Source organism: Scytonema sp. UIC 10036, assembly GCF_009725235.1.
The window spans coordinates 20545-43872 of record NZ_WJFC01000105.1 but is presented as its reverse complement, the minus strand read 5'-3'; the positions used below and the strand labels follow the sequence as shown (position 1 = coordinate 43872).

The 23328-nt window shown below is 41.8% G+C and carries 13 protein-coding genes and 1 pseudogene; 4 read left to right on the top strand and 10 right to left on the bottom strand.

Annotated features, from left to right (window positions below; all coding sequences use genetic code 11):
- Positions 1 to 123 precede the first annotated feature (123 nt).
- Positions 124 to 2100 carry a response regulator gene (locus tag F7734_RS36290; protein ID WP_155749333.1) on the bottom strand — a complete coding sequence of 659 codons (1977 nt, stop codon included), beginning with the start codon at positions 2098 to 2100 and terminating at the stop codon, positions 124 to 126.
- A gap of 826 nt (positions 2101 to 2926) precedes the next feature.
- Here F7734_RS36290 and F7734_RS36285 point away from each other — a divergent pair.
- A complete protein-coding gene (locus F7734_RS36285) occupies positions 2927 to 3688 on the top strand; it encodes a DUF4388 domain-containing protein (RefSeq protein ID WP_347566346.1) in 762 nt (253 codons plus the stop codon).
- 152 nt (positions 3689 to 3840) lie between these two features.
- Positions 3841 to 7374, top strand: coding sequence for a caspase family protein (locus F7734_RS36280; protein ID WP_155749331.1), 3534 nt, complete (start codon positions 3841 to 3843; stop codon positions 7372 to 7374).
- Between the two features lie 255 nt (positions 7375 to 7629).
- On the opposite strand, the gene F7734_RS36275 is transcribed toward F7734_RS36280, so the two are convergent.
- From F7734_RS36275 to F7734_RS64215, 3 genes and pseudogenes are all read right to left on the bottom strand, one after another.
- Positions 7630 to 8424 (bottom strand): Rpn family recombination-promoting nuclease/putative transposase, encoded by a 795-nt coding sequence (locus F7734_RS36275; RefSeq protein WP_155749330.1) that lies wholly within the window; start codon positions 8422 to 8424, stop codon positions 7630 to 7632.
- A 303-nt stretch (positions 8425 to 8727) separates the two neighbouring features.
- Entirely contained in the window at positions 8728 to 9099 is a 372-nt protein-coding gene (gene tnpA, locus F7734_RS62360; RefSeq protein ID WP_207714295.1) for an IS200/IS605 family transposase, read from the bottom strand.
- 3 nt (positions 9100 to 9102) lie between these two features.
- A pseudogene (locus tag F7734_RS64215) lies at positions 9103 to 9372 on the bottom strand (caspase family protein); the annotation flags it as partial.
- Positions 9373 to 9607: 235 nt separating this feature from the next.
- On the opposite strand from F7734_RS64215, the gene F7734_RS36265 reads away from it, so the two are divergent.
- The gene (locus tag F7734_RS36265; RefSeq protein ID WP_155749328.1) at positions 9608 to 10072 is read left to right on the top strand and encodes a hypothetical protein; all 465 of its coding nucleotides are present in this window, start codon (positions 9608 to 9610) and stop codon (positions 10070 to 10072) included.
- A gap of 120 nt (positions 10073 to 10192) precedes the next feature.
- Positions 10193 to 11605, top strand: coding sequence for a hypothetical protein (locus tag F7734_RS36260; protein ID WP_155749327.1), 1413 nt, complete (start codon positions 10193 to 10195; stop codon positions 11603 to 11605).
- Positions 11606 to 11871: 266 nt separating this feature from the next.
- On the opposite strand, the gene F7734_RS36255 is transcribed toward F7734_RS36260, so the two are convergent.
- The 6 genes from F7734_RS36255 to F7734_RS36230 all read right to left on the bottom strand — a co-directional run bounded on the left by F7734_RS36255 (position 11872) and on the right by F7734_RS36230 (position 23237).
- Positions 11872 to 12588, bottom strand: coding sequence for an Rpn family recombination-promoting nuclease/putative transposase (locus F7734_RS36255; protein ID WP_347566345.1), 717 nt, complete (start codon positions 12586 to 12588; stop codon positions 11872 to 11874).
- A gap of 441 nt (positions 12589 to 13029) precedes the next feature.
- Complete coding sequence (locus F7734_RS36250) at positions 13030 to 14529, bottom strand: peptidase S10 (protein ID WP_155749337.1); 1500 nt, start codon at positions 14527 to 14529, stop codon at positions 13030 to 13032.
- Positions 14530 to 14606: 77 nt separating this feature from the next.
- The gene (locus tag F7734_RS36245; protein WP_155749336.1) at positions 14607 to 15311 is read right to left on the bottom strand and encodes a hypothetical protein; all 705 of its coding nucleotides are present in this window, start codon (positions 15309 to 15311) and stop codon (positions 14607 to 14609) included.
- A gap of 68 nt (positions 15312 to 15379) precedes the next feature.
- Positions 15380 to 16891 (bottom strand): DUF1565 domain-containing protein, encoded by a 1512-nt coding sequence (locus F7734_RS36240; RefSeq protein ID WP_155749326.1) that lies wholly within the window; start codon positions 16889 to 16891, stop codon positions 15380 to 15382.
- Between the two features lie 194 nt (positions 16892 to 17085).
- A complete protein-coding gene (locus F7734_RS36235; protein WP_155749325.1) occupies positions 17086 to 19821 on the bottom strand; it encodes an isopeptide-forming domain-containing fimbrial protein in 2736 nt (911 codons plus the stop codon).
- Positions 19818 to 23237: a TonB-dependent receptor gene (locus F7734_RS36230; protein WP_243147279.1), complete on the bottom strand. Its 3420-nt coding sequence runs from the start codon at positions 23235 to 23237 to the stop codon at positions 19818 to 19820. The genes F7734_RS36235 and F7734_RS36230 overlap by 4 nt, the downstream gene beginning before the upstream one ends.
- Between the last annotated feature and the right edge of the window lie 91 nt (positions 23238 to 23328).

Below are 23328 nucleotides of genomic sequence, written 5' to 3'. Positions count from 1 at the left end.
ATTTAAGTCCCTCCCCTTTATAAGGGGAGGTTAGGAGGGGTAAAAATAATGTGCGGCTTCATAGAAAATTGGTATTAGCCATTAGCAATTAGCCATTAGCAATTAGCCATTAGCAATTAGCCATTAGCAATTAGCATTCAAAACCAGCTGTAAATTACTTAACAACTCGTCCAAGGAGAAAGGCTTTGGTAAAACAGTTGTGACATTATCTTTTAAGAATTTTAGCATCTCGTGGTTTGACCCAAGCCCACTAAAACCAACTATCTTAATTGTTGGATTAATCTTTCTTAAAATGCGGATTGTTGTTGGACCATCCATGGAAGGCATCATCATATCAATCAAGACAACGTTGATTTCACGGGTATGTTGCGTGTATAGGGCGATCGCTTCCATCCCATCACGAGCAACTAAAACTTTATATGCATTTTTTTCTAACAAAGTTTTAGTCATTTCACAAATTGAATCATCATCATCAACCACAAGAATCAGTTCTCCATGTCCTAACGGTAAACTATCGTTATCTATTGTTAATACATTTTCTGTTTCTATGGTTTGCTTGACTGGTAAATAGATCTGAAATTCCGAGCCCTTTCTTACCTCACTTTTCACGCTCACAAATCCACCGTGGCTTTTAACAATTCCCATCACTGTGGATAGTCCAAGCCCCGTACCTTGACCAACTTCTTTTGTTGTGAAAAATGGTTCAAACATTCTGTCGATGATTTCTTTGGGAATGCCTATTCCTGTATCAGATATTTCGAGCGCAACATAAGGTCCCACTTTAGCATCAATATTTTTGCGCGTATATTGAGCATCTACCCAAACGTTTTTTACAGCAATTCGTAACGTCCCGCCCACTGGCATGGCATCGCGGGCATTTATACAGAGATTCATCAGAACTTGGTGAAGTTGAGTCGCATCACCATAAATACTCCAGAGGTTTGGTTTGGGAATATCTAAAACGATATTGATAGATTTGGGAAATGATTGTTTGAGAATCTGCTCAACTTCTAAAATTAAATGCCTGAGTTGTAAAGTAGTAAATTGAGTTTCACTACCTTGAGAAAAGTACAATACCTGTTTGACTAAATCTGCAGCCCGTCTTACATTGTTTTCTAATAAAGCAATCCATTGCCGACTTTGCTCCCCCACCATTTTTGTTTCTAACAGTTGAATTATCATCATCATTGGGGTTAGGGTATTGTTGAGATCGTGAGCGATACCACTTGCTAGAGTTCCCAAACTTTCCATACGTTGCGCTTGCAGAAATTGTGCTTCTAGTTGTTTTTTCTCTGTTATATTTGTGTTGACAGTCAAGATAGAATTGGGTTGTCCTTCCACATTATCTATTAACGTCCATCGGCTAGCAACAATAATTGAGTGACCTGCTTTTGTAATTTGATGTAGCTCACCCTGCCAAGAACCAACATCAGCCAAAGTTTGTTGGATATTATCAAGTTGGGAAAGAGTTTCCGGTTTATACAAAATTTCGCAAGTATTTTTGCCAATGGCTTCTTCGGCTGTCCATCCATAAAGATTTTCAGCCCCTTTATTCCAATAACGGATGAGGTTGTTGGCATCTCGAACAAAAATTGCATCTGTGGTAATATCAAGTAATGCAGCTTGTTCTTGAATTTTCTTTTCTGCTTGCTGGCGATCGGAAATTTCTGTTTCCAGACGCGTATTTTGTTCTTGAAGTCTTTTAGTTAAATTTCTCAAGCTGAGATGAATTTTGACTCTTGCTAAAACTTCTTCATTTTCTAGTGGTTTGGTAATGTAATCGACAGCCCCGATATTTAAACCCTTGACTTTGTCTGCTTTTTGTAATGATGCTGTTAGAAAAATGATAGGGATATCCTGAGTTGCTGCATTGCTTTTCAAACGACGGCAAGTTTCAAAGCCATCCATATTTGGCATTAAAACGTCTAACAATATCAGATCTGGGTAAGAAGTTTCCGCTATCTGTATTGCACTTTCCCCATCATCGGCTGCTAAAACTTGAAAATCAGCATTTGCTAGTAAAGCAAACAATATCTGTAGGTTGATGGGATTATCATCAACGATAAGAATGGTGTTTTTTTCTTGATTGCTAAGATTCATTGAATCCTCAGAAAATTGATTTTAAAAATTGTCAATTGATTTTCTAAAATTATAGTCATTATTTATAGCAAGCTTTGATAGCAGTAGAAAAAATCGGAGAGACCCTGTTGAGACAACTATATGCGCTGTCTGTGGGAATTGCAGACGCTTGCTATTCAATTAATTTCTGTCAACTACCTCAGTTATGTATTCATTACGCAATTGAAAGTTAAAATACTTAACGGAAAGTAAACTTAGTTGAAGTAATTACTTACATATAGATTTCATTTAAGTTACATTCTTCTTGTTGATCTACCGTATTAAATTTCAGGGTGAGGGGCAGTCGAAACTTCCTATGACCACCTCGTTCCCAGTAGTAATAGGGCTATGCCGCACAACAACCAATGGTGGGCTTTATCCCTACCTACTGACCCATCAAAACTTGTGTGGCCGACCACTACTACCAAGGGAGTAAAATGTTTGGTAGAATAGAGATATTTTTGTATAAATTTTAACAAGTATTTTTTACTTTGCTTTTCTTCCAGTCATATTTCACTTTTTCTTTATTTTTCTTTACGGAAATTTAAATTATATTTTTCTTATGTTAGGTAACTTAACTATGTAACACTAAATAGATAAAATCTTAAATAGTACTTATATATCCAAGATGAGCCAGTTTAGTATCTCTAAAAGCTGGTAGAAAATGTAGAGTTTGGGGCTGCGATCGCCCAATATTGAACTTATAATCTACCATGGTAGTAAAAAGGGTGTTCAAAATCCCCGGCTTATTTAAGAAGTTGGGGATCTTACCGACTTGAGAGATCGGTATTTTAAGGAAATAACTGTGATGGAACTAGAAGACCCAGACTTTGTTAATGTTAATGAGAGCTTGGCAAGGTTGTCCCAACAACGAGCAACAGGAGAACTATTTCTATCGTCAATCAATAAACACTGGTATTTATATTTTTTTTGGGGACGGTTACTATACGCTACAGGCGGGAACCATCGCGTTCGACGTTGGTATAGAACAGTTGCACAAATATGCCCTAGATGGAATTTTGAGGAACATAACCTAAATTTGAAAAAGGATGAGTTTTGGGAATATCGCTTGCTTAAGTTGGGTCTCGAAAAAAAACAGTTGACCTTAACTCAAGCAAAAAGTATTATTAGCAAGAGTACTGATGAAGTTTTGTTCGATATTGTAGGTTATTCCAAATTAAACAGTTGTTGGTTGCCGAAAAAATTACACCCAATTGCTTTATTAGACGTAATACCATACTTAAATACAGCTGTTGAACGAAAAAATAAATGGCGAAATACAGGGTTTGGGCATTTACATCCTGATGTTGCACTAGTTGTGAACTATCTCCATTTAGAAAACTTTAAATTGTCCAAAGATTGTGCCAAAATCATCCAATATGTCAATAGTGAAAATACAATTTGGGACATAGCTTCACAACTTAAACAAGAAATAACGGAAGTTGTCGATCTCATACAAAATTTAGTCAACCAAAGGGTTCTTGAAGTCTCAATTCTTTCAGATCTGCTATTGCCAAACCAAGGTACAAGTTTAACAATCTCGTTCCCCGGTTCTACCTGCACCTACTGAATGTGAGGCTCTGTGTTGAAAATAGCGGCTTTTCAATCCGAAATCTCAAATGCCGAATGAGTATCACTTATTAAGTCATTGTTAAAGCTGTGTTAATCAACACAGTACTTAGCAAATATTTAAGAACAAAAGCAATATTGGGGTAAACGGACATGGCTAAAAGTATTTACGCGCTGCTTGTCGGTATCGATGAATACGACCCTAACTCAGTCTCTCAAGTCCCTTCATTACAGGGGTGCGTTCATGATATTGAAGCCGCGCAAGAATATCTTAAAGAGCGCACAAAAGACGGCGAATGGCAATTGGTAGAACCTTTAATTCTGAAGAACGAACAAGCTACTCGCGAAGCAATTATTCAAGGTTTTAAGGAGCATCTGTGCAAGGCAGAAAGTAGTGATGTTGTGTTTTTCTACTATGCCGGTCATGGGGGTCAAGAAAAAGCACCAGAGGAATTTTGGGTTTTAGAACCAGACCGTCTGAATGAAAGCTTGATTTGTTACGATAGCCGTACAGCGAATGGGAAAGACCTTGCAGATAAGGAGTTATCTTACCTGATCTCTCTAGTGGCAAAGAAAGACCCTCATGTCTTGATTGTGCTCGATTGCTGTCACTCTGGTTCGGGAACGAGAGATTTAGCACCGGATGTGAAAGTTCGTCGCGGTCCTGTCGATAATCGAGAACGAGATTTGAAGAGTTATCTTTTTTATGAAGACCAAGCGGCATTGCACGAGCTGTTAACGTCTTCTCGCAATCTGGATGACCAGAAAAAGAAAACTGGTGTGATTTTACCACCAAGAGGCAAGCATATCATGTTTTCCGCCTGTCGGGACTATGAGTTGGCTAAAGAGTACAAAGGTGATGACGGTCAGCCAAGAGGTGCTTTTTCTTACTTCTTTATGCAAACTCTCCAACGGACTAATGGTAAGATTACTTATCGAGACTTAGCCAGAAATATTAATGCGATCGTCAGTGGTAAAGTTAAGGAACAATCGCCACAAGTTGATGCAACCAATCCCGATGAATTAGACCAGCCTTTCTTGGGTGGTGCGATTGGCGATCGCGATGTGTTCTTTGCCCTAACTTATAACAGGAATGAAAGAGGTTGGGTCATTGATGGCGGTGCTCTACACGGTTTGAAAGCTTCTCAAGAGACAGAAACTCTATTGGCAATTTTTCCCATAACAGCTAATTCAGAAGAGTTACGCAACCTAGATGCTGCCTTGGGCGAAGTAAAAGTAACTAAAGTACTTCCTCAACGCAGTAAAGTACAAATTATCAAGGGTGAAGAAAAGTTATCAGAAAAAGAAAGTTATAAGGCTGTAGCTATCAGCTTACCACTTCCACCTTTAAAAGTTTACTTTCAGACTGATAAAAGTGATGCAGCAGGTATAGAACTGGCACGGAAAACATTACAAACAGCTGGACTGAGGAATCAACCTTCGTTATATGTGCGTGAAGTAGAGCAAGCCGCAGATGCAAATTACTATATAGTTGCCGCTCAAAGTCAGTATTGGATTTTACAGCGTGAAGACTTAAGCCCTACCGTTGCTCCAATTCCAGAAACTCCAGGAGAAAGTTACACGTCTGAATCTGCTTCCGAACTCATAACTCGTTTAGAGCACATTGCTCGTTGGAAGAATGTTTTAGATCTCTCCACTCCTGCAACCAGCCGCATTAAACCGGATGATATAAAGATGGAGATTGCAATTATTTCCGGACAGCAAGAGTCGCCATCAAGTTCAGAATTGCGCGTAGAGTACACCTATGACAGTAACAACTATGAGTGGCTTGGTCCAGTTCTTCAAGTAAAATTAACAAATCTCAGTTCTAAAACTCTCTATGCCAACATCTTACTTCTCTCGGAAGATTACGCAATCAATGCCGACTTGTTTGAGCAAAAAAGCAGTATTAAGTTAGCACCCAGCGATAGCGGAGGAACCACTTCTGTTGAAAGTGAAGAACTTGTTTTCTACATACCAGAGGCATTTTTGGAACAGGGAATTACAGAGTATAAAGATATTTTCAAGTTGATTGTCTGTACCACAGAATTTAATGCCAGTTTGCTGCAGCAAGATGGATTGAACCCTCCCCCAGGAAATCGTTCGCCAGAACAGTATCGGGGAACTTTGGATCGGTTGTTAGACGGAGTGCATACGCGCAATGCTGTGAGAGCACAAGGCAATTATGATGACTGGATGACAAAAGAAATTACAGTCACTCTCATTCGACCGCAAGATGCCAAAGTCGTTAAGTCTAATGGTAGCACTTCATTACAAGATGGTTTGGTTGAGGTACAAGCCCATCCCAGTTTGCGTGCCAAGGTGAATTTGACTACAGTACCCCAAGCAAGTCGGGATTTGGGTAACTTAATTTTGCCTGCGATACTGCGTCAAGAACCTCGGATTACCGAATCTTTTGAGTTGACAACTAGCCGAGGAAGCGATCCGGGATTGAGTGCAATAGAGTTAAGTGATATCGAAGACTATACTGTTGTCAACAAAGATGCTCCTTTGAAGATATTGCTTGACAAAGGGTTAGCAGAAAATGAATACCTCTTACCATTTGCTTACGATAGTGAGGACAAGTTTTTCTTACCGTTAGGAAAAGGAATTAGAACGGAAAACGGCAAAACTGAGATTGTTTTGGAACGTTTGCCAAAACCAAGTACAAGCAGTCGGAGTTTGCAAGGTTCTATCAAAATTTTCTTGGAAAAAGTTGCCCATAAAAAGTTGGGAAGACCATATAATTACCCTCTTTTACGTTCTATAATGAACGTTGATGAGAAAGATACCGTCACTTACGAAGCTGATAAGGAGACAATTAAAGCACAAGTTGCCCAAGCACAAAAAATTGTTCTCTTCATTCATGGTATTCTTGGTGCTACACAACGCAGTCTCTGCTCCATTAACAAAGCCAAAGTTACGGTTGATGGGCAAGAGTGTACTTTGAAAGAACACTATGACTTAGTGTTAGCTTTTGATTATGAAAATCTTTATACCACTATTGAAGAAAACGCAAAGCTTTTAGGACAACGGCTGCAAGAAATTGGCTTGGGAGCCAATCATGGTAAAGAATTACACATAGTCGCTCACTCTATGGGTGGTTTGATAAGTCGATGGTTTATTGAGCAAGAAGGTGGCAATCAAGTTGTACAACACTTAGTGATGTTTGGTACACCAAACGCAGGTTCTCCCTGGCCTAGCATTGAAGATTGGGTATTTGCAACCCTTGGTTTGGGGTTAAATCAACTGTCAGCCGTTGTTTGGCCCACACAAATTGTAGCTATGTTACTTGAACTTGTGGAAAATAACGATCTGTCTTTAGATCAAATGCATCCAGATTCAGAATTTTTCAAAGCGATCGCATCCTCAAGCGATCCCCGCGTTCCCTATACAATTGTTGCAGGTGACAGGTCATTGATACCGGGGGCTTCAGATGAGAAAACCGGTCAACTCCATCGATTAATGCAAAAGCTATTTGGTAAAGCAATGGATAAAGCCATTGATTTAGCGTTCTTTAAGCAACCCAACGATCTTGCCGTCAGCGTGGCTAGTATTACAAGTGTAAGTAGTGACAGAACACCGCCACCGAGAATATTAGAACCATATGTTGCGTGCGATCACGTAACTTACTTTACTCTTCCACCAGGCTTAGCAGCCCTATCAGAAGCACTATCTCGAAAATAGGGAGTAGGGAGTTTCTCGTTCCCAGGCGGAGCCTGGGAATGCCTACTTGGGAGGCTCCGCCTCCCGTATCCAAGCTAAGGCTTAGGTAGAGCTGTGCCATACAAAATCGAATGTGGGCGATCGCTGGGATTATCGTCAAGAATCAACGTAGGTTGGGTTGAACAAAGTGAAACCCAACACAAGCGAGAATTCATGTTGGGTTTCGTTCCTCAACACAAGCGAGAATTCATGTTGGGTTTCGTTCCTCAACACAACCTACTGTTGAGTATTCTTTCTCACAGTTTCGACATCCAGTTTTAGGGATTCGGCAATTTGCTCAATGCTTAACCCTAACCTCATTAGTGTGGGAATCGTCTCTAACTTTGTCGCTAATGCACCCTCCTCAAAACCTTCCCCAAAAGCTTCCTGATAAACTTTACTTTTTCTCAAAGAATCTAACTTCAGCATTGCTTCAAGTTCCTCCCGACTCAAATTCGCAAACTTATCAATCACTATCGCTTTAATAAATTCTAAAACTTTTTCCTCCAAAGTGGCATCAGTGAGTTCTTGTTGAGCTTGCCCGATCAACTGCCTAGCCAGTTCTCCCGTTTTTTCCTGGCTTTTCTGTTCGACTATTAAACGCATCACTCCTACAGCTAGAGATTGGTTGGGAGTTTTTGCTAGTTCATCCAAATAAAAGCGGCTGAGATTCGGTAGGAAAAAATTCAAGTATTTAGGATAATTCCCTTCATGACTTTTTGTGTCATAAATGACCATAGCGTACCATTCTTCATTGGGAGGTTGGTATTGAGTCAGATAAAGAATGATTTTGGCAACGAACTGGTTGTAGAAATTATCATCTTTATAAGACTGAGCCTCAATAAAGTAAATTGGTTCGTGCGGGTAAGCTTCGTTCGTTGAGAGCAACCCATCTAAACGAAATCCTCTTTGTTTAATTTCTGGAGCGCTGAATTTATAGATGCTTGGGTCTTTTTCTGGTTGACCGATAAGCTCAAAAAATAATTCCGGTATTTCTTTGAAAATCTCATAAAAAAGTGGATCGGCAGTCATGCATTTCTTGCTAATAAAATTGCAGTTTTATTAGTTTAAAATAATTTATTTTTCTTTATTAAAAAGTTTTTGATTTACAGCCATTTTTAGGTAATCTGTAGGGGCGCAAGGCCTTGATCCCCTACAGATGTGTTTCATTTAGGTGAAAACTGCTATAAAATTATACACTTAAAATACGTAGGATGCCTGGTAGCCCCGAAGTATGAACATCAAGAAATTAAATGAATTGATGTTCATGCGCTATTTATATCGGGGCCCAAAGGCGACGCGTCCTGATTTATCAGGCGTAATATTGAGAATTCGTCATTTGTAATGATGTGGATCGTTAATGTACGCTTCAATGATTGCTGAAGACACCTTGCCTGTAGTGTCATAAAAATAAGCGTGAGTCCATAACGTAGGCAATTTCAGCAAGTGAGGAAACTCAAGTCTTAGATATCGAGAAGAACGCCCCTTAAAAGCTTTGACTATTGAATTAATTGGAGTACTCGGATCGTACTCTACGAGTACGTGAACGTGGTCAGGAGCAATTTCTAAGCATTTAATTATCCATTTCTTTTCCGATGCAACTTCAGTCAGTATTTGACTAAGGCGCAATTTAACGTCACCTACTAATACTGGCTTACGTCTTTTTGGTATCCAGACTAGGTGAACTGTGGCTTCTTGCTTGAGCAAACCATGCCCTGCAAAATAGAGTAATGCCGTGTTGGCAATTATGTGACCTTTTGGTTGAAAAAGCCGCTTAATAGCTTCTTCGAGTTCTTGTTTCTGTAGTAATTCTTTGGGATTGACTTCCCGTTTCCCTATGTTACAAGGCAAACGCTGCACCTCAAAGTCGCCACAATCCTCAAGTAGTCGTGCGAGCGCCTCTGCATCCTTTGCCGGTTGCAAGAGATTTGTCATATAAGGGTAACGATTAATACCAACGACCAGGGCTTCCCGCTTCATGGCAGTACATTTCAGGTGACATTTAATATATTTTGATACAAATTTTTACAGAGAAACATTGAGTTTCTTAAAATGTGTCAAAATCTTGTCATTGTCTGTCAACCGTGGAATTACTTTATTTGTTTTTACATTTTCCGAAATCCTGATTATTATTGATGTATACACAGAAAAGATAATAACTTTACCTTGTTTCGCAAAGTTTTAATATTTTTTTATTCTTGATATTATTATACTTATGTCTGCTAACACAACACTACTTGCTCTGCTTCTAGCTCTGAAGGAATTCGATGTTACCTTGACTCCTTCCGAAAACCCTGAATTAGAAACGATTGGGGATCAACTTGCTCTCGACTTTCCCCAACGGTGGAATGATATACAAGAACGCTTGATGACGCTCATTTCATCAAACATTTCTTTATATCAGCGCTATCAAGCGATTAAAGCTAAGTTGGATATTGTGGACAGCCATCTTTTAGCTTCTCTATTACCTAACAAGGATGAGCTAGAGAAGGAGCTAGCAGGCGAGTGTAAACGTGAAGTACGCGGTTATAAACCAACTAAGTTAGCTAAGGCTGACAGCGATCGTGAAATAGTCAACGATATTGTTGTTCCTATTTTGAGAAGTGATGAGCCATCTGAAAAAGTCAAGCAACTTAGCTTTCTTGAGCGTCTTCAGAAAAATCTCCACCTACTTACCTGATACTAAATTGAAAAAAGAATGCGACAGATCGTAGTGTGAAATTTAGTTCAAGCAAAGCTGTCCCAATCCAAAATCTAAAATCTAAAATCCAAAATGGTATAATTTACATTTATCTATTTCATGGCTCATCTAGTCTATCCCACTATCGATTTGTTTCTTTATGACTTGCGAGATGCACTCGGACAAAGTACCGCGAAAGTAGAAGAAAATCGTCAGTCGTTCTTTCAAAAACTACCAACCAATATTCATTATTCAATTCAAGAAAAAGACGAGGAGTTTCAAGTTGAATTGGAAGCTGAGTTTATAGAATTACTTGGTGAAGAGCAAATTACACCTTTAGATTTAAAATCTCAAAATTATGAAGGATATTACTATCCAGTACGATTGAGCGATACCTATGGGCTAGTCGTAGATTGTTCGGTTGCAGATAAGACTTCTTCTTATCCAACTAGTAGCATTAAAGCTTTACGAAACCTGATTTTTCAAAGTATAAACTACCAAGGAGCCAATTTAGGTGAAACCTGGTTGGTTTCTGGTATTATGCCAAAGATAACTTCTCATGACAATTCTGAAATTATTGCTCGAGAATGCTATCAAAACCTAATTCCTAATGCTAACTGGCAGAAGAACTTGCAGGGAAAAGGACATATTTTCGGAGGAGATATCTTTGAATTGCGTCAATACAATTTTAGAAATTTAGAAGTTCCTGTAACTATTGAAGATAGAATTGAGGATAAGCATCATGTTATCATTATCATCTACCCTGATGAGAACGCGGCAGAAAAATCGGGGGAGTTGATTAATGATTGGTTGCGGCTATTTTGTTACAGAAGTAAAATCTTATGGGCATATCATGAAAGCCGACAAATTAAGACATATTTGAAAAAAGATTTTATTGATATTCAAGATTATGTATTCTTATTAAGAAAAAAAGAAGCTGAAAAAATAACATTGAAGCAACTTCATAAAAATTTAGATAAAGCTGAAAATTTATTTTCTCAGTATACAATCGATCTCAATTATCTAGATTATCAATCCAATACCATTGAAGTGAATCTGTATAATTATTCTCAGCGATTGAAGACTATATTAGAAAACTCAACAGCAAAGGGAATTCAAAGCGATTTAGAGTTTTTGAACAAATTTAGTCAGCAAGCACAAGAAAAATATTTGCGGCAATTACAAAAAGATTATCATAATCTGAGCAAAGGCTTGGAAATGTTACATATAGCAGTCAATTTTATACGAGCCGAAGTAGAAGTCGATCGCGCACAAAGCGCTCAAAATTTTCAAAATACAGTTGCGATTATTGGGGTGGGATTGACTGCAGGTTCTATGGTTGTATCTTTAGAAAAACTGGGAGAAGGTAACACAGATCCCCTCAGTATTGCCCTTAACAAATATCTGGAAAATCCAACCCCAAAACCTTGGTGGTTCGATCCCGCTATTCCATTTATATACGGAATTGGTGTGGCGATCGCAGCAGCCTTATTGACTTGGCTAACAATTCGCTTCTGGGCGAGCAAAAAGTGATTGAAATTTGGCGGCTTTTATCAAATGTGGCTGCGTTAACATAAATAATGCTAGCTTACCCCAACTTAAGAAACGCCAATTTATCAATCTCCACTGCTTTAATTTTTATTAAAGCAGTGGACTTTAAACTTTTCCTACTTATACCATTTCGATATGAAGCTGCATAAAATAAACCACTCCTCCCCTTTATAAGGGGAGGTTGGGAGGGGTAAAATAATGTGCAAGCTCACAGAGAATTGGTATTAGGGTCTATTATCAAGTCAGTTTTACTGTTGAGCATTTTTTCTCACAGTTTCAACATCCAGTTTTAGGGATTCTGCAATTTGCTCAATGCTTAATCCTAACCTCATTAGTGTGGGAATCATCTCTAACTTTGTCGCTAACGCACCCTCCTCAAAACCTTCTTCTTTACCTTCCTCAAAAGCTTCCTGATAAACTTTACTTTTTTTCAAAGAATCTAACTTCAGCATCGCTTCAAGTTCCTCCCGACTCAAGTTGACAAACTTATCAATCACTACTGCTTTAATAAATTCTAAAACCTTTTCCTCCAAAGTGGCATCAGTGAGTTCTTGTTGAGCTTGCCCGATCAACTGCCTAGCCAGTTCTCCAGTTTTTTCCTGGCTTTTCTGTTCGACTATTAAACGCATCACTCCTACAGCTAGAGATTGGTTGGGCATTTTTGCCAGTTCATCCAAATAAAAGCGGCTGAGATTCGGTAGGAAAAAATTCAAGTATTTCGGATAATTCCCTTCATGACTTTTTGTATCATAAATGACCACAGCGTACCATTCTTCATTGGGAGGTTGGTATTGAGTCAGATAAAGAATGATTTTGGCAACGAACTGGTTGTAGAAATTATCATCTTTATAAGACTGAGCCTCAATAAAGTAAATTGGTTCATGCGGGTAAGCATCGTTCGTCGAGAGCAAACCGTCCAAACGAAATCCTCTTTGTTTAATTTCTGGAGCGCTAAATTTGTAGATACTCTAATCTTTTCCTGGTTGACCGATAAGCTCGAAAAATAATTCCGGTATCTCTTTGAAAATTTCATAAAAAAGTGGATCGGCAGTCATGTACTCTAGGCTAATAAAATTGCAGTTTTATCAGTTTAAAAGAATTTATTTTTATTTATTTAATAAATATTTTTCATAATAGAAATTTAATATTGCCACTGTTGCACCCAATTTCAGGATTGAGATTGAGGGTAGGGTCAAGTCTAATACTGCTCGGATAAAAATTTTTGTAGGTTGGGTAAACTCGTGGTGACACTCAACAAATTCCTGTGAATGTTGGGTTTCGTTCCTCAACCCAACCTACATGTTTTCGGATTTTTACGCGATCGCTCACCAAAGTATCGCTCATCTCTTAGCGCCTTAGCGCCTTTGCGTGAGATTTATTCAAGTATCTAAGCGGACATGATATTATCAAACCGTCGCATTCTGATAAAAAGCTTTCATATCGGCAAACCAAGATGCCCGAGATTCATCCCAAGCGTAGAACATATGCCCACCCTTAAAATGTTTAAGCGTCAAATTAGAGCGAATCTCCGGATCTAATTTCATCAGATCTGCCAGATGGTTTGAGGAGAAGTAAGGAGTTACCAAATCAAAAAATCCATGAGTGATATACACCCGCATATAAGGGTTTAAAGCCATTCCCACGCGCAAATCGTCTACCGAGCCTAGAAAGCCCTGCTTAAACTCGCCTTGAATTTCAAATTTCCAAGCTTTGAACACTTCAAAGTTCAACAGATGGTAAGACAAATCAGTTTCAACACCCAATGTATCTCTTAAGTGACTGTTAATAGCCCCCGTAAACAAGCGATCCAATCCACCAAGAGTGGGGTCAGTTCCTTCATAATTTACACGATCCGGAAAAGGATCGATCGCAGTGATTGAAGCATCATACAGTCCCACAATCCGTTGGCGATCGCGCAACAGTTCCCTCGAAAAGACTTCAATGCTGACTCTTCCTGCGTGTCTCTCAACAAGTGTCACAGGTAACCCGATCAACCCTGCGAGCTGCTGATATGCCCTCTGGCGTTCCTCTGATGTCACTGCATCTCCCATTGCCAAAAGTGGAATCAGAGTTGTGCGGGCAAATTGTTCTGCAGCCGTCACGTGAGCTTGTAAATTGCCCGGTTCTCCTGCCCATTGAGCGCGTCCGTGATGGGCGGCGGCGGCGGCAAAGGAGGGAATCAGGGTTGCCCAAGATGTGAGGTTATAATCGCTACCTTCGAGCAGACTGAATTCCAAAGCCGGAGAAATCAAAATGGCACCGGAAAGACCAACACCAAATTCCTGCTGTAGTTTGCGGGCTAACCTTGCAACCCGAAAACCACCGTAACTTTCTCCTGCAATAAAGATGGGGGACAGCCATCGCTTTTTTTGGGAGAGAAATCGTTGGATGAACTCTCCGAGTGCTTTCAAGTCTCGCTCGACTGCCCAAAATTCTGTTTCCTTGGGTTTATTTGCTTCTTGAGGGTTGGCTTTCTCTCCGTCTTTACCCTGAGAATCTTTGTCTTGAGGTATGCTGCGGCTAAAGCCCGTACCTATGGGATCGATAAACACCAAATCCGTAAAGCTCAGCCAACTTTCAGCATTGTCTACCAACCGAACGGGAGGTTTGGGCAAGCTGCCACACTCTCCAAAAGAAATGCGCTTTGGACCCAATGCTCCCATGTGCAGATAAGCAGAAGCAGCACCCGGTCCGCCATTGAAGACGAAGGTGAGGGGTCTTTGCGATGCTTCTTCAGCCTCAGCTAAATAAGCCACGTGAAACATTTCGGCAACAGGTTTTTCCTGCTCAAACAGGGTTTGCCACTCAGAAGCAGCTGTGTAGCGGATCTGGCGATCGCCAAGGGATAGCGTATGCTCGGTTATGCTGGGCTTGCGGGTTGTGGGTGAGTTAGGAGTATCGGGCATATATATGCGCGTATTGACTGGATACAAATATTGTTAGTCATATTGGCATCAGTTAAATTGCCCGTTGCTGAAAAAAATTACACCACACTCGATTGCAGACCCCGCCCGGACAGCAATCTTCTAGAAGGAGATTCCTCATAGGAAATTGCTTTTAATTTTGATGTAAAAGACTCAGAACCTGCCCTTGTTTCTGGGGTAAATTGACCGATAGGGGGATTGTTAGTGCTAACTGGGAGTACTTCCTCTGGGTAAAATGGCGAAATTTCTTCCTGTTCCGGCATGAAGTCAACAGATGTATTGAGTTCATGTGTTTCCACGGGGATCGCCTCAACATCAGGAGTTTGTAACGGGACTGTCTCAGGCAATGACTCTGCAACTTGCTGGTTTGTTTCCTCGTACCCTAAAGTAAAAGCAGTAGCAGGGGATAGTTTGGGAGATGCAGTTAGGCTTTGGGGAAATTTGCTGCAAATCAAGCGTTCAAATTCCATGTTAAAATGGAAAATTGTTTGTCCCCTTCTTTGCCAGCAAGTTAAGATTTGCTGCACTGAAATTGCTTTATATCGACCTTGATACAGTGCTTCGATCACTGCTAAGTGCAACCAGTTACCTGGGTATTGCCTTTGCCAAAGTTCAACAAGCTCAATGGCGCTGTAGCCACTAAGGTCAAAACTATAGTGAATTAACAAAGCTATTGCTAAGTCGGCAGAAGTTTCCGGCGGGTTTGCTGTAAACATCTGGCTATCGACTGATGACAATAGACATAAATTTTGCTCCCCTCTCATATAGCCTGTCGTATTTTTAGCTACAGTTTTCTTTGTCAAAAGTTCCCCAGTCAATCAACAGGTGTCTTTTATTCTACTTCCATTATGGGAGGAGAGACGATATAAGGCGAATGAATAGCACCGGCTGTTCCGATTGCTACCAATGCCTGATAAACCATTGCTGCAACTTCAGCTCGTGTTGCTTCTCTATTTCCTTGAATTAGCTTGGGATCGGGAAAATTAACAATAATTTTATTATCTGTTGCTGTCGCAACTGCATTTAGAGCCGCTTTGGGAATGGTGTTGCGATCGCTATAATTAACCAAGTCCTCGCTAAATGTTGCCGACAGGGAAAGCCCGCTCACCAAGGAAACAATTGCCTGCAATCTCAAGACAGGTTGCTCTGGGCGAAAGGTAAGATTGCTAAAGCCACTTACAAAACCGGACTGCGCTGCTATGCGAATGGCATCATAAGCCCAGTACTCTTTTGAAATATCTGTAAATTCAGGAACTTGGCGTTTGGCAACAGGATGAAAAGCACCTGCTACCAAAGCGGCGTATTGAGCGCGAGTCATGGGGGCATCTGGTTGGAAAGTGCCATCAGGAAAAGGACTTATCAAGTTTTTACTCAACAATGCTTCTACAAAAGCCGTTGCCCAATGCCCAGCCATATCCGTAAAATGAGTCTTTATTAAGACTGATTTTTCAGTATTTTCCGTAACAGTGACAAACTCAATCAGTCCTTGTACTTCCTTAGCCAACAACTGATTCCCCACGGAAATTAACTTTTTAGAAGTGACATTACGAACATCAAATTGACCGTTATTGCGAAAAATATTACCTGCGGGGTCTTGAGTGGTGCCTAGATCGGGACTCGCCTCACCATTTACCAACAACCCCTCTTGAATATTCTTTTCTATAAGATTGTGACGCAACACGGGATGAGCATTGCGAGAGAAAGCCATTCCCGTGCGGTTTTCTGATACTTTGTTATATGCTACCAAAGGAGCAGCAAAATCGCTAATTGCTATCCCCAGAGCATTTTTTTGCAAAACATTTCGCAACACTTCCCCCTTGCCATAGCGTGCCATCACCAAACCAGCGATCGTATTTTGCACAAATACATTATCCCGAATCGTTGGTTCGGCAGTGCCGCTCACAAACACCCCTTCGCGCCCGCACTGAGTCAAGGTATTGTTAGCCAAAGTTGGGGAAGCGGATTCAATCCAAACACCAGTTCCCTTTGCCATGGGATTTGTCAGTGTTACACCTATTAATTGAGCATCACCCAGTAACAGTAGTGTAATATTCTGGGTACCAAAACTTTGGCTGTGATACTCACCACTTCCGGAAATCAAAATACCTTTACCTTTGGTTGCTTCATTTCCCAGCACCATTACCCCATCTGGAATCACAAGGGGAAACGCCTCACCACCGATCGTGCTGTAAGTTCCGGGCGCAAGCTGAATCATTTTGCCTGATGCCGTTGCTTTTAAAGCACGGGTTAGAGTTCGATAGGGGTTTGAGCGTGTTCCAGAATTGGCATCATTCCCCATCACTGGGTCAACATAGAGTGTTGCTACAAGGGTAGAGTGAACCATTATCAGTGAACAGTTAACAGTGAATAGTTACCAGTTAACAGTAAACCGGTAACGGTGAACAGTGATAACTTATTTCCTCTGTCTCTCGTTCCCAGGCACAGCCTCTCTCGTTCCCAGGCGGAGCCTGGGAATGCAGGCTGCGAGGCTCTGCCTCGCGATACAAGAGGCGAACCTGGGAACGAGGTGATAGGATTTTATTTAACTTTTCCTCGGAAGCGGATGTAACCAAAGGAACTCGGAGGTGTACCGGAACTTGTGGCATTGGGTACGTCACCTAAGTTAACGACGATCGCACCGTTGGTATTGGCACCTCCACACTCAATCTTAGGATACACGGTTTTGGGGTCTACTCCTGGTGGAAAGTATTGACCGACATCACCGTCTTGAATGTCTGTCAGAGAAACTGGTGAACCATTTTGGTAAAGTAAAATACCTCGGTCAGCACCAGCAACACCACCGGGTGCTGAAGACACGTTGTTAAAAGCAGTGGGGATGAATGTGGTGTTATCGGGAACGCGATCGCATAGCAAAACTTTGGGAGCGGGTGAAGTCCCTGCGGACAGGAAATATATGGTATACTCCAATTCATTATTGGGACTCACATTCCCACCATTGATACCACCGAGAAGGAAACTACTGGGGTTGGGCCATACATTTGTATCGGCGGTAGGATACTGAGGGGGCTTGGGAGCGAGATTTGGTTCTATGTCATTGTCATCGTAAGGATTCGCCGCTTCATTAATATAACCCCCTAAGTTGTCTCCTCCCTTGGAAGTGGTGGAACCATTAATCGCTGTAATTCTTTTAACTAATAATATATTTGGTTTGCTAACAGTAGGAACAACAGTCAATAAGGTTGGATCGTCATCACCTGTTTTAGTGGGGTCATTACCTGTTTCTACAGTATCATCTGAATTTTGTGGGAATGGATTGCCAACACTGGGGGGGTTAGTTGTTGCTCCCGCAGAGTTAGCATCGGTGAAGACAGTTCCAGTGGTTGCGGTACTATCAGGTGTCTTAAAACTAGCACTCGCCTGGTTGCTAATGGGATTTCCGTTATTATGGTTGTTAATTGTGGCAGTCACCGTAATGGTAATAGTATCCCCTACTCGCAAAGTACCGGAATTCGTTAAAGCACCAGAGCCATTATAAGCGGAGTTCAGGGTAATATCATTACCAGATGTTTGGGATGTTATTTCTGCACTGACAAAAGTTAACTGCGCTGGTAATGAGTCACTAATGACAAAATTAGTCGCGTCGCTCTTGCCTGGAGCTAGGTTAGAATAAGTAATAGTATATTGAACGCGATCGCCCACCGTGACAGTCCCACTACCATCCGTGTCAGTTAAAAACCGTACAGATTTTGTACCCTGTACGTTTGCCTGATTTTCAGTCGTAATAATTAAATCCGTAAAGACAGCTTCACCGGGATAGAAAGTCCAAGTGTCTATTCCTTTAAAATCTCCGTAACCACCGCTAAACTCATGTTGTCCTGAGGTACTGTCAATCCCAACAGCAGCATTTCGGGGATTTGTTGGGTTTCCAGGACCGTTCAAGTCAACATCAGTTCCATCTTTAGTTTTGTAGTTGTCATCATTATAGTAAACTGTAAATTTATTAATCCCTGGCGGAAACGGACCGGGCGCATTCATCATTTCAATGACAAATCCGCTAGGGTTGTTTTCAGCATCTAACATGGGGAAGTGATATTCTCCCGCACGGAGCCTAATTCTGGCGTTATAAGGAGCATTTGCAGGACGGGGAAGCAAGTTGTTACCCTGTGCGTCCTTACCATCCCATAAGACAACACTCTTACCAGGAAGAGATACGTTTTGTAAGACTCTATCTACACTGGGGTCATAAATGCCGTTATTATCAGTATCAAGAATAATTTCGTAACTACCCAAACTACTTGAATCAAAGCTAAAGTGACCTCCCGCCCCAACAAAGGTTTGATTTCCACTTGCCCCATTCTTACCAGTAAATTTAAAGTTAGTCGGTTTTGGTGGGATTAATGGCGCACTAGGAATACCAAGAGATGTAAGAGTGGCAACGTCGGGTTTATTGATAAAGACTAAATGAGTCATATCTGTTAGGGTATCAAGTACATCCGGGCGCTGTACTTGTACATCTCCTAAAAAGGGAGCGAGAGTATTACCAGCAGCGCGTGTAGAGCGATAAAGCGTACTGTCTCCATCTTTATATCCACGACTATTTGCAAAGAAAATAAAGCCAAAAGGATCTACCCCATTCATTGCAGTTCGGTAGAGGTAGCCATCTTTTGTTTGAATGAAGAAGTCCGAGTTCAGAGACAAACCATTTGTCCCAAGGTTAAAAGCAAGGTAATTGGTAAAAACTCGTCCTAGTTTCACGTTTCCCTGAGAATCTCTCACCGTGATATCCCAGGCGGAGACGGTTGATGTTTGAGTAGCATCTGTGGGAAAATCCGCGTTTGTTGCTTTGGACGGAGGATTTCTTTGATCGCTTCCTAATTCAGGTGCATGAAACTCGACTTCATACACTCCTGTTTCGTTAGCGACAAAGCTACATGGAGTATAACCTCCAGCGTTTGGTAATGGCCCTGCTTGCTCTTTTGCTAACGTATCTATAAAGCCAAAACCCGTACTTTGTACATCACAAGATCCCTTTTGTCCAGAAGGGCTGCGATAGACAATATCTTGACCATTAAACGATGGGTCACTTGTATGTACGCTAGAACCAAGGTTAACAGTCTCCCCAGCCTGAACGTAAACTTTCAGTAAGGTTTTACGGGTAATATTTGCAGTTGTTAAATTTGGTGACCATTCCAAATAAGGTCTGTGTCCACCTCCTGAGATTAACTCTTTGGAACCTTCCGCTTGGGCTGGTTGTATCCCAGAGCATAAGGCATATAATAATGAAAACGAGAATAAAAGCGATAATTTCTTCATTTTTTTCTCCCCACCATTCCCGCTTTTGATTTCTTCAGCTTCTCCACAAAGGTTTGTACTGTTCCCGCTTTTGCTTTCTTCAGCTTGTTTACAACGGTTTGCACTGTAGATTCTTTATCTTGGCGAGGAGGAACTTTTTGCAAGCCAAAACCATCAAAGAGTTCGTTCAACTTCAAGGTTAAACCCAAATAAGGACCTCCTGCACTTCGAGTTCCAGAGAAATCGCGGTCATCAATATTGCCAAATACGTAACCCGCAGATAATCGCAAGTTGGGGGTCAAGTAATAGCCTGTTTCTATCACAAAGCCCGTTTCGGTATAATCGTTTTGATGAATCCAACGAGTCTCTCCTACCAAGTCCATACTATAGCCCAATCGGTAAGTAGCTCGCAGCTGTGCTAGGTTTGTTGTCGTCGTCCCAATCAAATCCTGGGCTAGGTAAGAAGTACTGTTGCGAAGAGCATACTTTCCGTAAAATTCCCATCTCCAGTTGGGTGCGTATATCGCTTCTGCAGCAAAGGTGTGGTCTTCCGCTCCCGTACCGCTTCCTAAAAGAATTGAGTCGGGAATTGTTGATGGATTTTTACGATATTCGTAACGCAACAAAGCATTAAATTTGTCGTTGTTGGGGTCACGATAGGCTAAACCAAGTCTCAAATTGGCTGTGTCTCCCAACCCTATTAATTTTTGATTGGCGGAATTTGCTTGTTGATAGCGGACGAGTGCTGTCAGTGCGGGGGAAAGTTTACCTGCTGCTGCTGCGGAAATGACGGTGTTGGAACCGCTACTGGAGGTGCGGTGTTCGTACCGGGCGCTTGCTTGGAATTTGGGATTGTCGGTATATTCCAAACCAACGCTGTAGCTATCGCCGCTTGACAGCCCCAAGGCGGATGCACTTTGACCGACTGCGAAGGGTTGAGCATATTGCACTCCCGCCCCGTTACGACCAAAGAAGTCACCAAAAACGTGTTCGTAAGCCAGGTTTAACCGCAATCCTGGGGAAATCGTCCAGCGATGGTTTAATCCGATCGCACCTTGCATGGTCACTTCATTAGCACCACCTAATATGGAGTATCGTCCTGTAAGGGTGGTATCTTTCCCAAGTTTGTGTTCGCCGTTAATACTCAAGTTGGTGATGGAGTTATCTTCAAACTGACCGCGAGTGTAAAACTGTTGGGTTAAACTCACATTCACGCCGGGAGTCACAGCCCAATTTAACCCCAAAAGAGTCCTGTCTGGATAAACAGTATCGGTGTCTGAGGATAATGTCAGTTCGTTCTGTGCTAAGAAGGTGAGGTTTTTTGCTATGGGTACAGTCAGGCGCGATCGCAACTGGTCGGATGTGGTATTCTGGTCACCAACGACCATGCGGTCTTTGCGATTGCGATGCAACCAATCCACATCAACAGTGGCTTTGCCTATGCGTTGCTGAATTCCCGCAGAAATGGTTGTTAGGGAATTATCTACTTTACTCCCTGGGATTGCTTCAGTTCTTGGGGAGAACAGTTCCTCAAAAGTATCCAAGGGTCGGGGAGCGATGCCAAAGTTATCCTCATGGTCGTATTGTACCCGCAAATTGGTACTTTGAGAAACCTGGCTTGTGAGTTGTGCGCCATATCGAGTTTGACCGGGAACAAAGCTAGTGGTGGCGTTGTTGGCAAATCCCGTATCGGCAAAACGATAATAAGCACGTCCAAACAGACCCCTGGTAATTTGTCCTTGCGCTTCCACACGTGCCGCAGAACCGCTGACTTTTCCAACGACATCTGTATCATTGGTAGAGTGTGCGTATTCTGCAATCAACTTGCCTTTACTACCTAGAGAAATTTGTGCATCCGCACCGTAAAGTTCAAAATCCCGCACTCCCTGGTTTTCTCTAACGTAGCTTGTTCCTACCCAACTTTCCCGATTGATTTCGCGAGACAAGTGATATTGCAGGCGACCTGCGAAAATGTTGCTTTTACTGTCTTGGCTATCATATTGATAGGTGGCTACAATCCGGCGGACGAGAACTTGTCCCGTGTTGTCTACATCTGTACGCAGGACGGGTTGGCGGAATAATAATGTCCCGCGATCGTAGTCGATTTCGTAGTCGGGACCTCTGGAAAGCTGTTTGCGTTCCAACACAGTACCGGGCCGGTTGAGTTCTTCTAATTCTATAAAGACGTTTTCGCTACCTGGAACGAGCAATCTTCTGGAAAGGAAGTAATAACCGCTTGTCCCATCGGGGGGTAAGGTATCCCGTTGAAATCCTTCAACGTTGTTTCCGTAAAAACCCGTAACTTGAAGATTTCCTACGTTATAATTTGCTTTAAAACCGTGAAGCTGACGTGTTGTAGCGGTAAATTGTTGGGAAGAACGGGCAAATTCCTCGGTGTTGTAGTCACCCCACATGGCATAGTCAGGGTTAGCATTGGGGATACGTGGCGATCGCTCAAACCGCAGGTAAACGCTATCAACTGAAGGCGTCAAGACCTCAGTTTGAGAACTATCACCATAAACTGGATAGGCTTGCTCGCTAAATTGATAGGATCTAAACAGACGGTTGTCGCAGTTACAATCTTCATTTAGGGCGCGATCGCTATTATAAGCACCAGTAAATAACCATTCTCCTACTGCCCCGGTTGCAAACACGGCAGAACGAATACTTAATTGAGTACTGTTATCTTTATCGGCAGGTAGAAAATCACGGAACCTTCCGTAATAATCCGTACCCCTCGCACCCAAACGTATATCCACAACCCCAGTGGCAATACTCGGACGCAGTGAAGTCTCAAATTGCAACTGGGTATATGCTTCCAACTCCCCAGCTTTCGCTAAAATTTGTACCGTCTGCGCCTTTAACCCAGACTTCAGAGTCGCTGTAAATTCTCCACCCCGTGCTTGTACCTGAAATCCCGGTTGATCTGATTTGTTGTCAGCACCAATGAACTCACCAACTGTTGAGACTAAAGTAACAACAGCATCACGGTTCGAGAGGTTCCCATTGGCATCAAGCAATTGACCCCGGATTGTAGCCGTAGAACGTCCATCTGCAGGAATTCTTGATTCTACCGTCTCTAATTTTATCTGAGTTGGCGCTCCCTTAACTTGTACTTCTATAGTTGCTGTAGATTCCTGAGCACCAATGGCAGTGGCTGTGATGGTATTTTGCCCTTCCTTTAAAGAAACACCGTACCATGTTTGTGTAACTAAATTGGTGGTTGGATCGGTTTCTGTACGACCGACTGAAGAAGAATCTACCAACTCACCATTCACCCGCAATTCCACAGTCACATCCACAGAAAACTGCAAAACCACCATTGTCGCCGGAATATCAAGGACAGCATCGGAGTGGAGTGAGGATTTTGATGGAAGATAGGGAAGATGTCGAGAGGGGGAGGGGGAGATGGGGGAGGGATGTTTGTGCTTTAACATAATAGGATAGAAAACAAGACTTGCTCCTGCTACAACACCATTAACTTTAAATAGGACTTACACATAGCCCCCCTTTGTAAGCTACTACCCC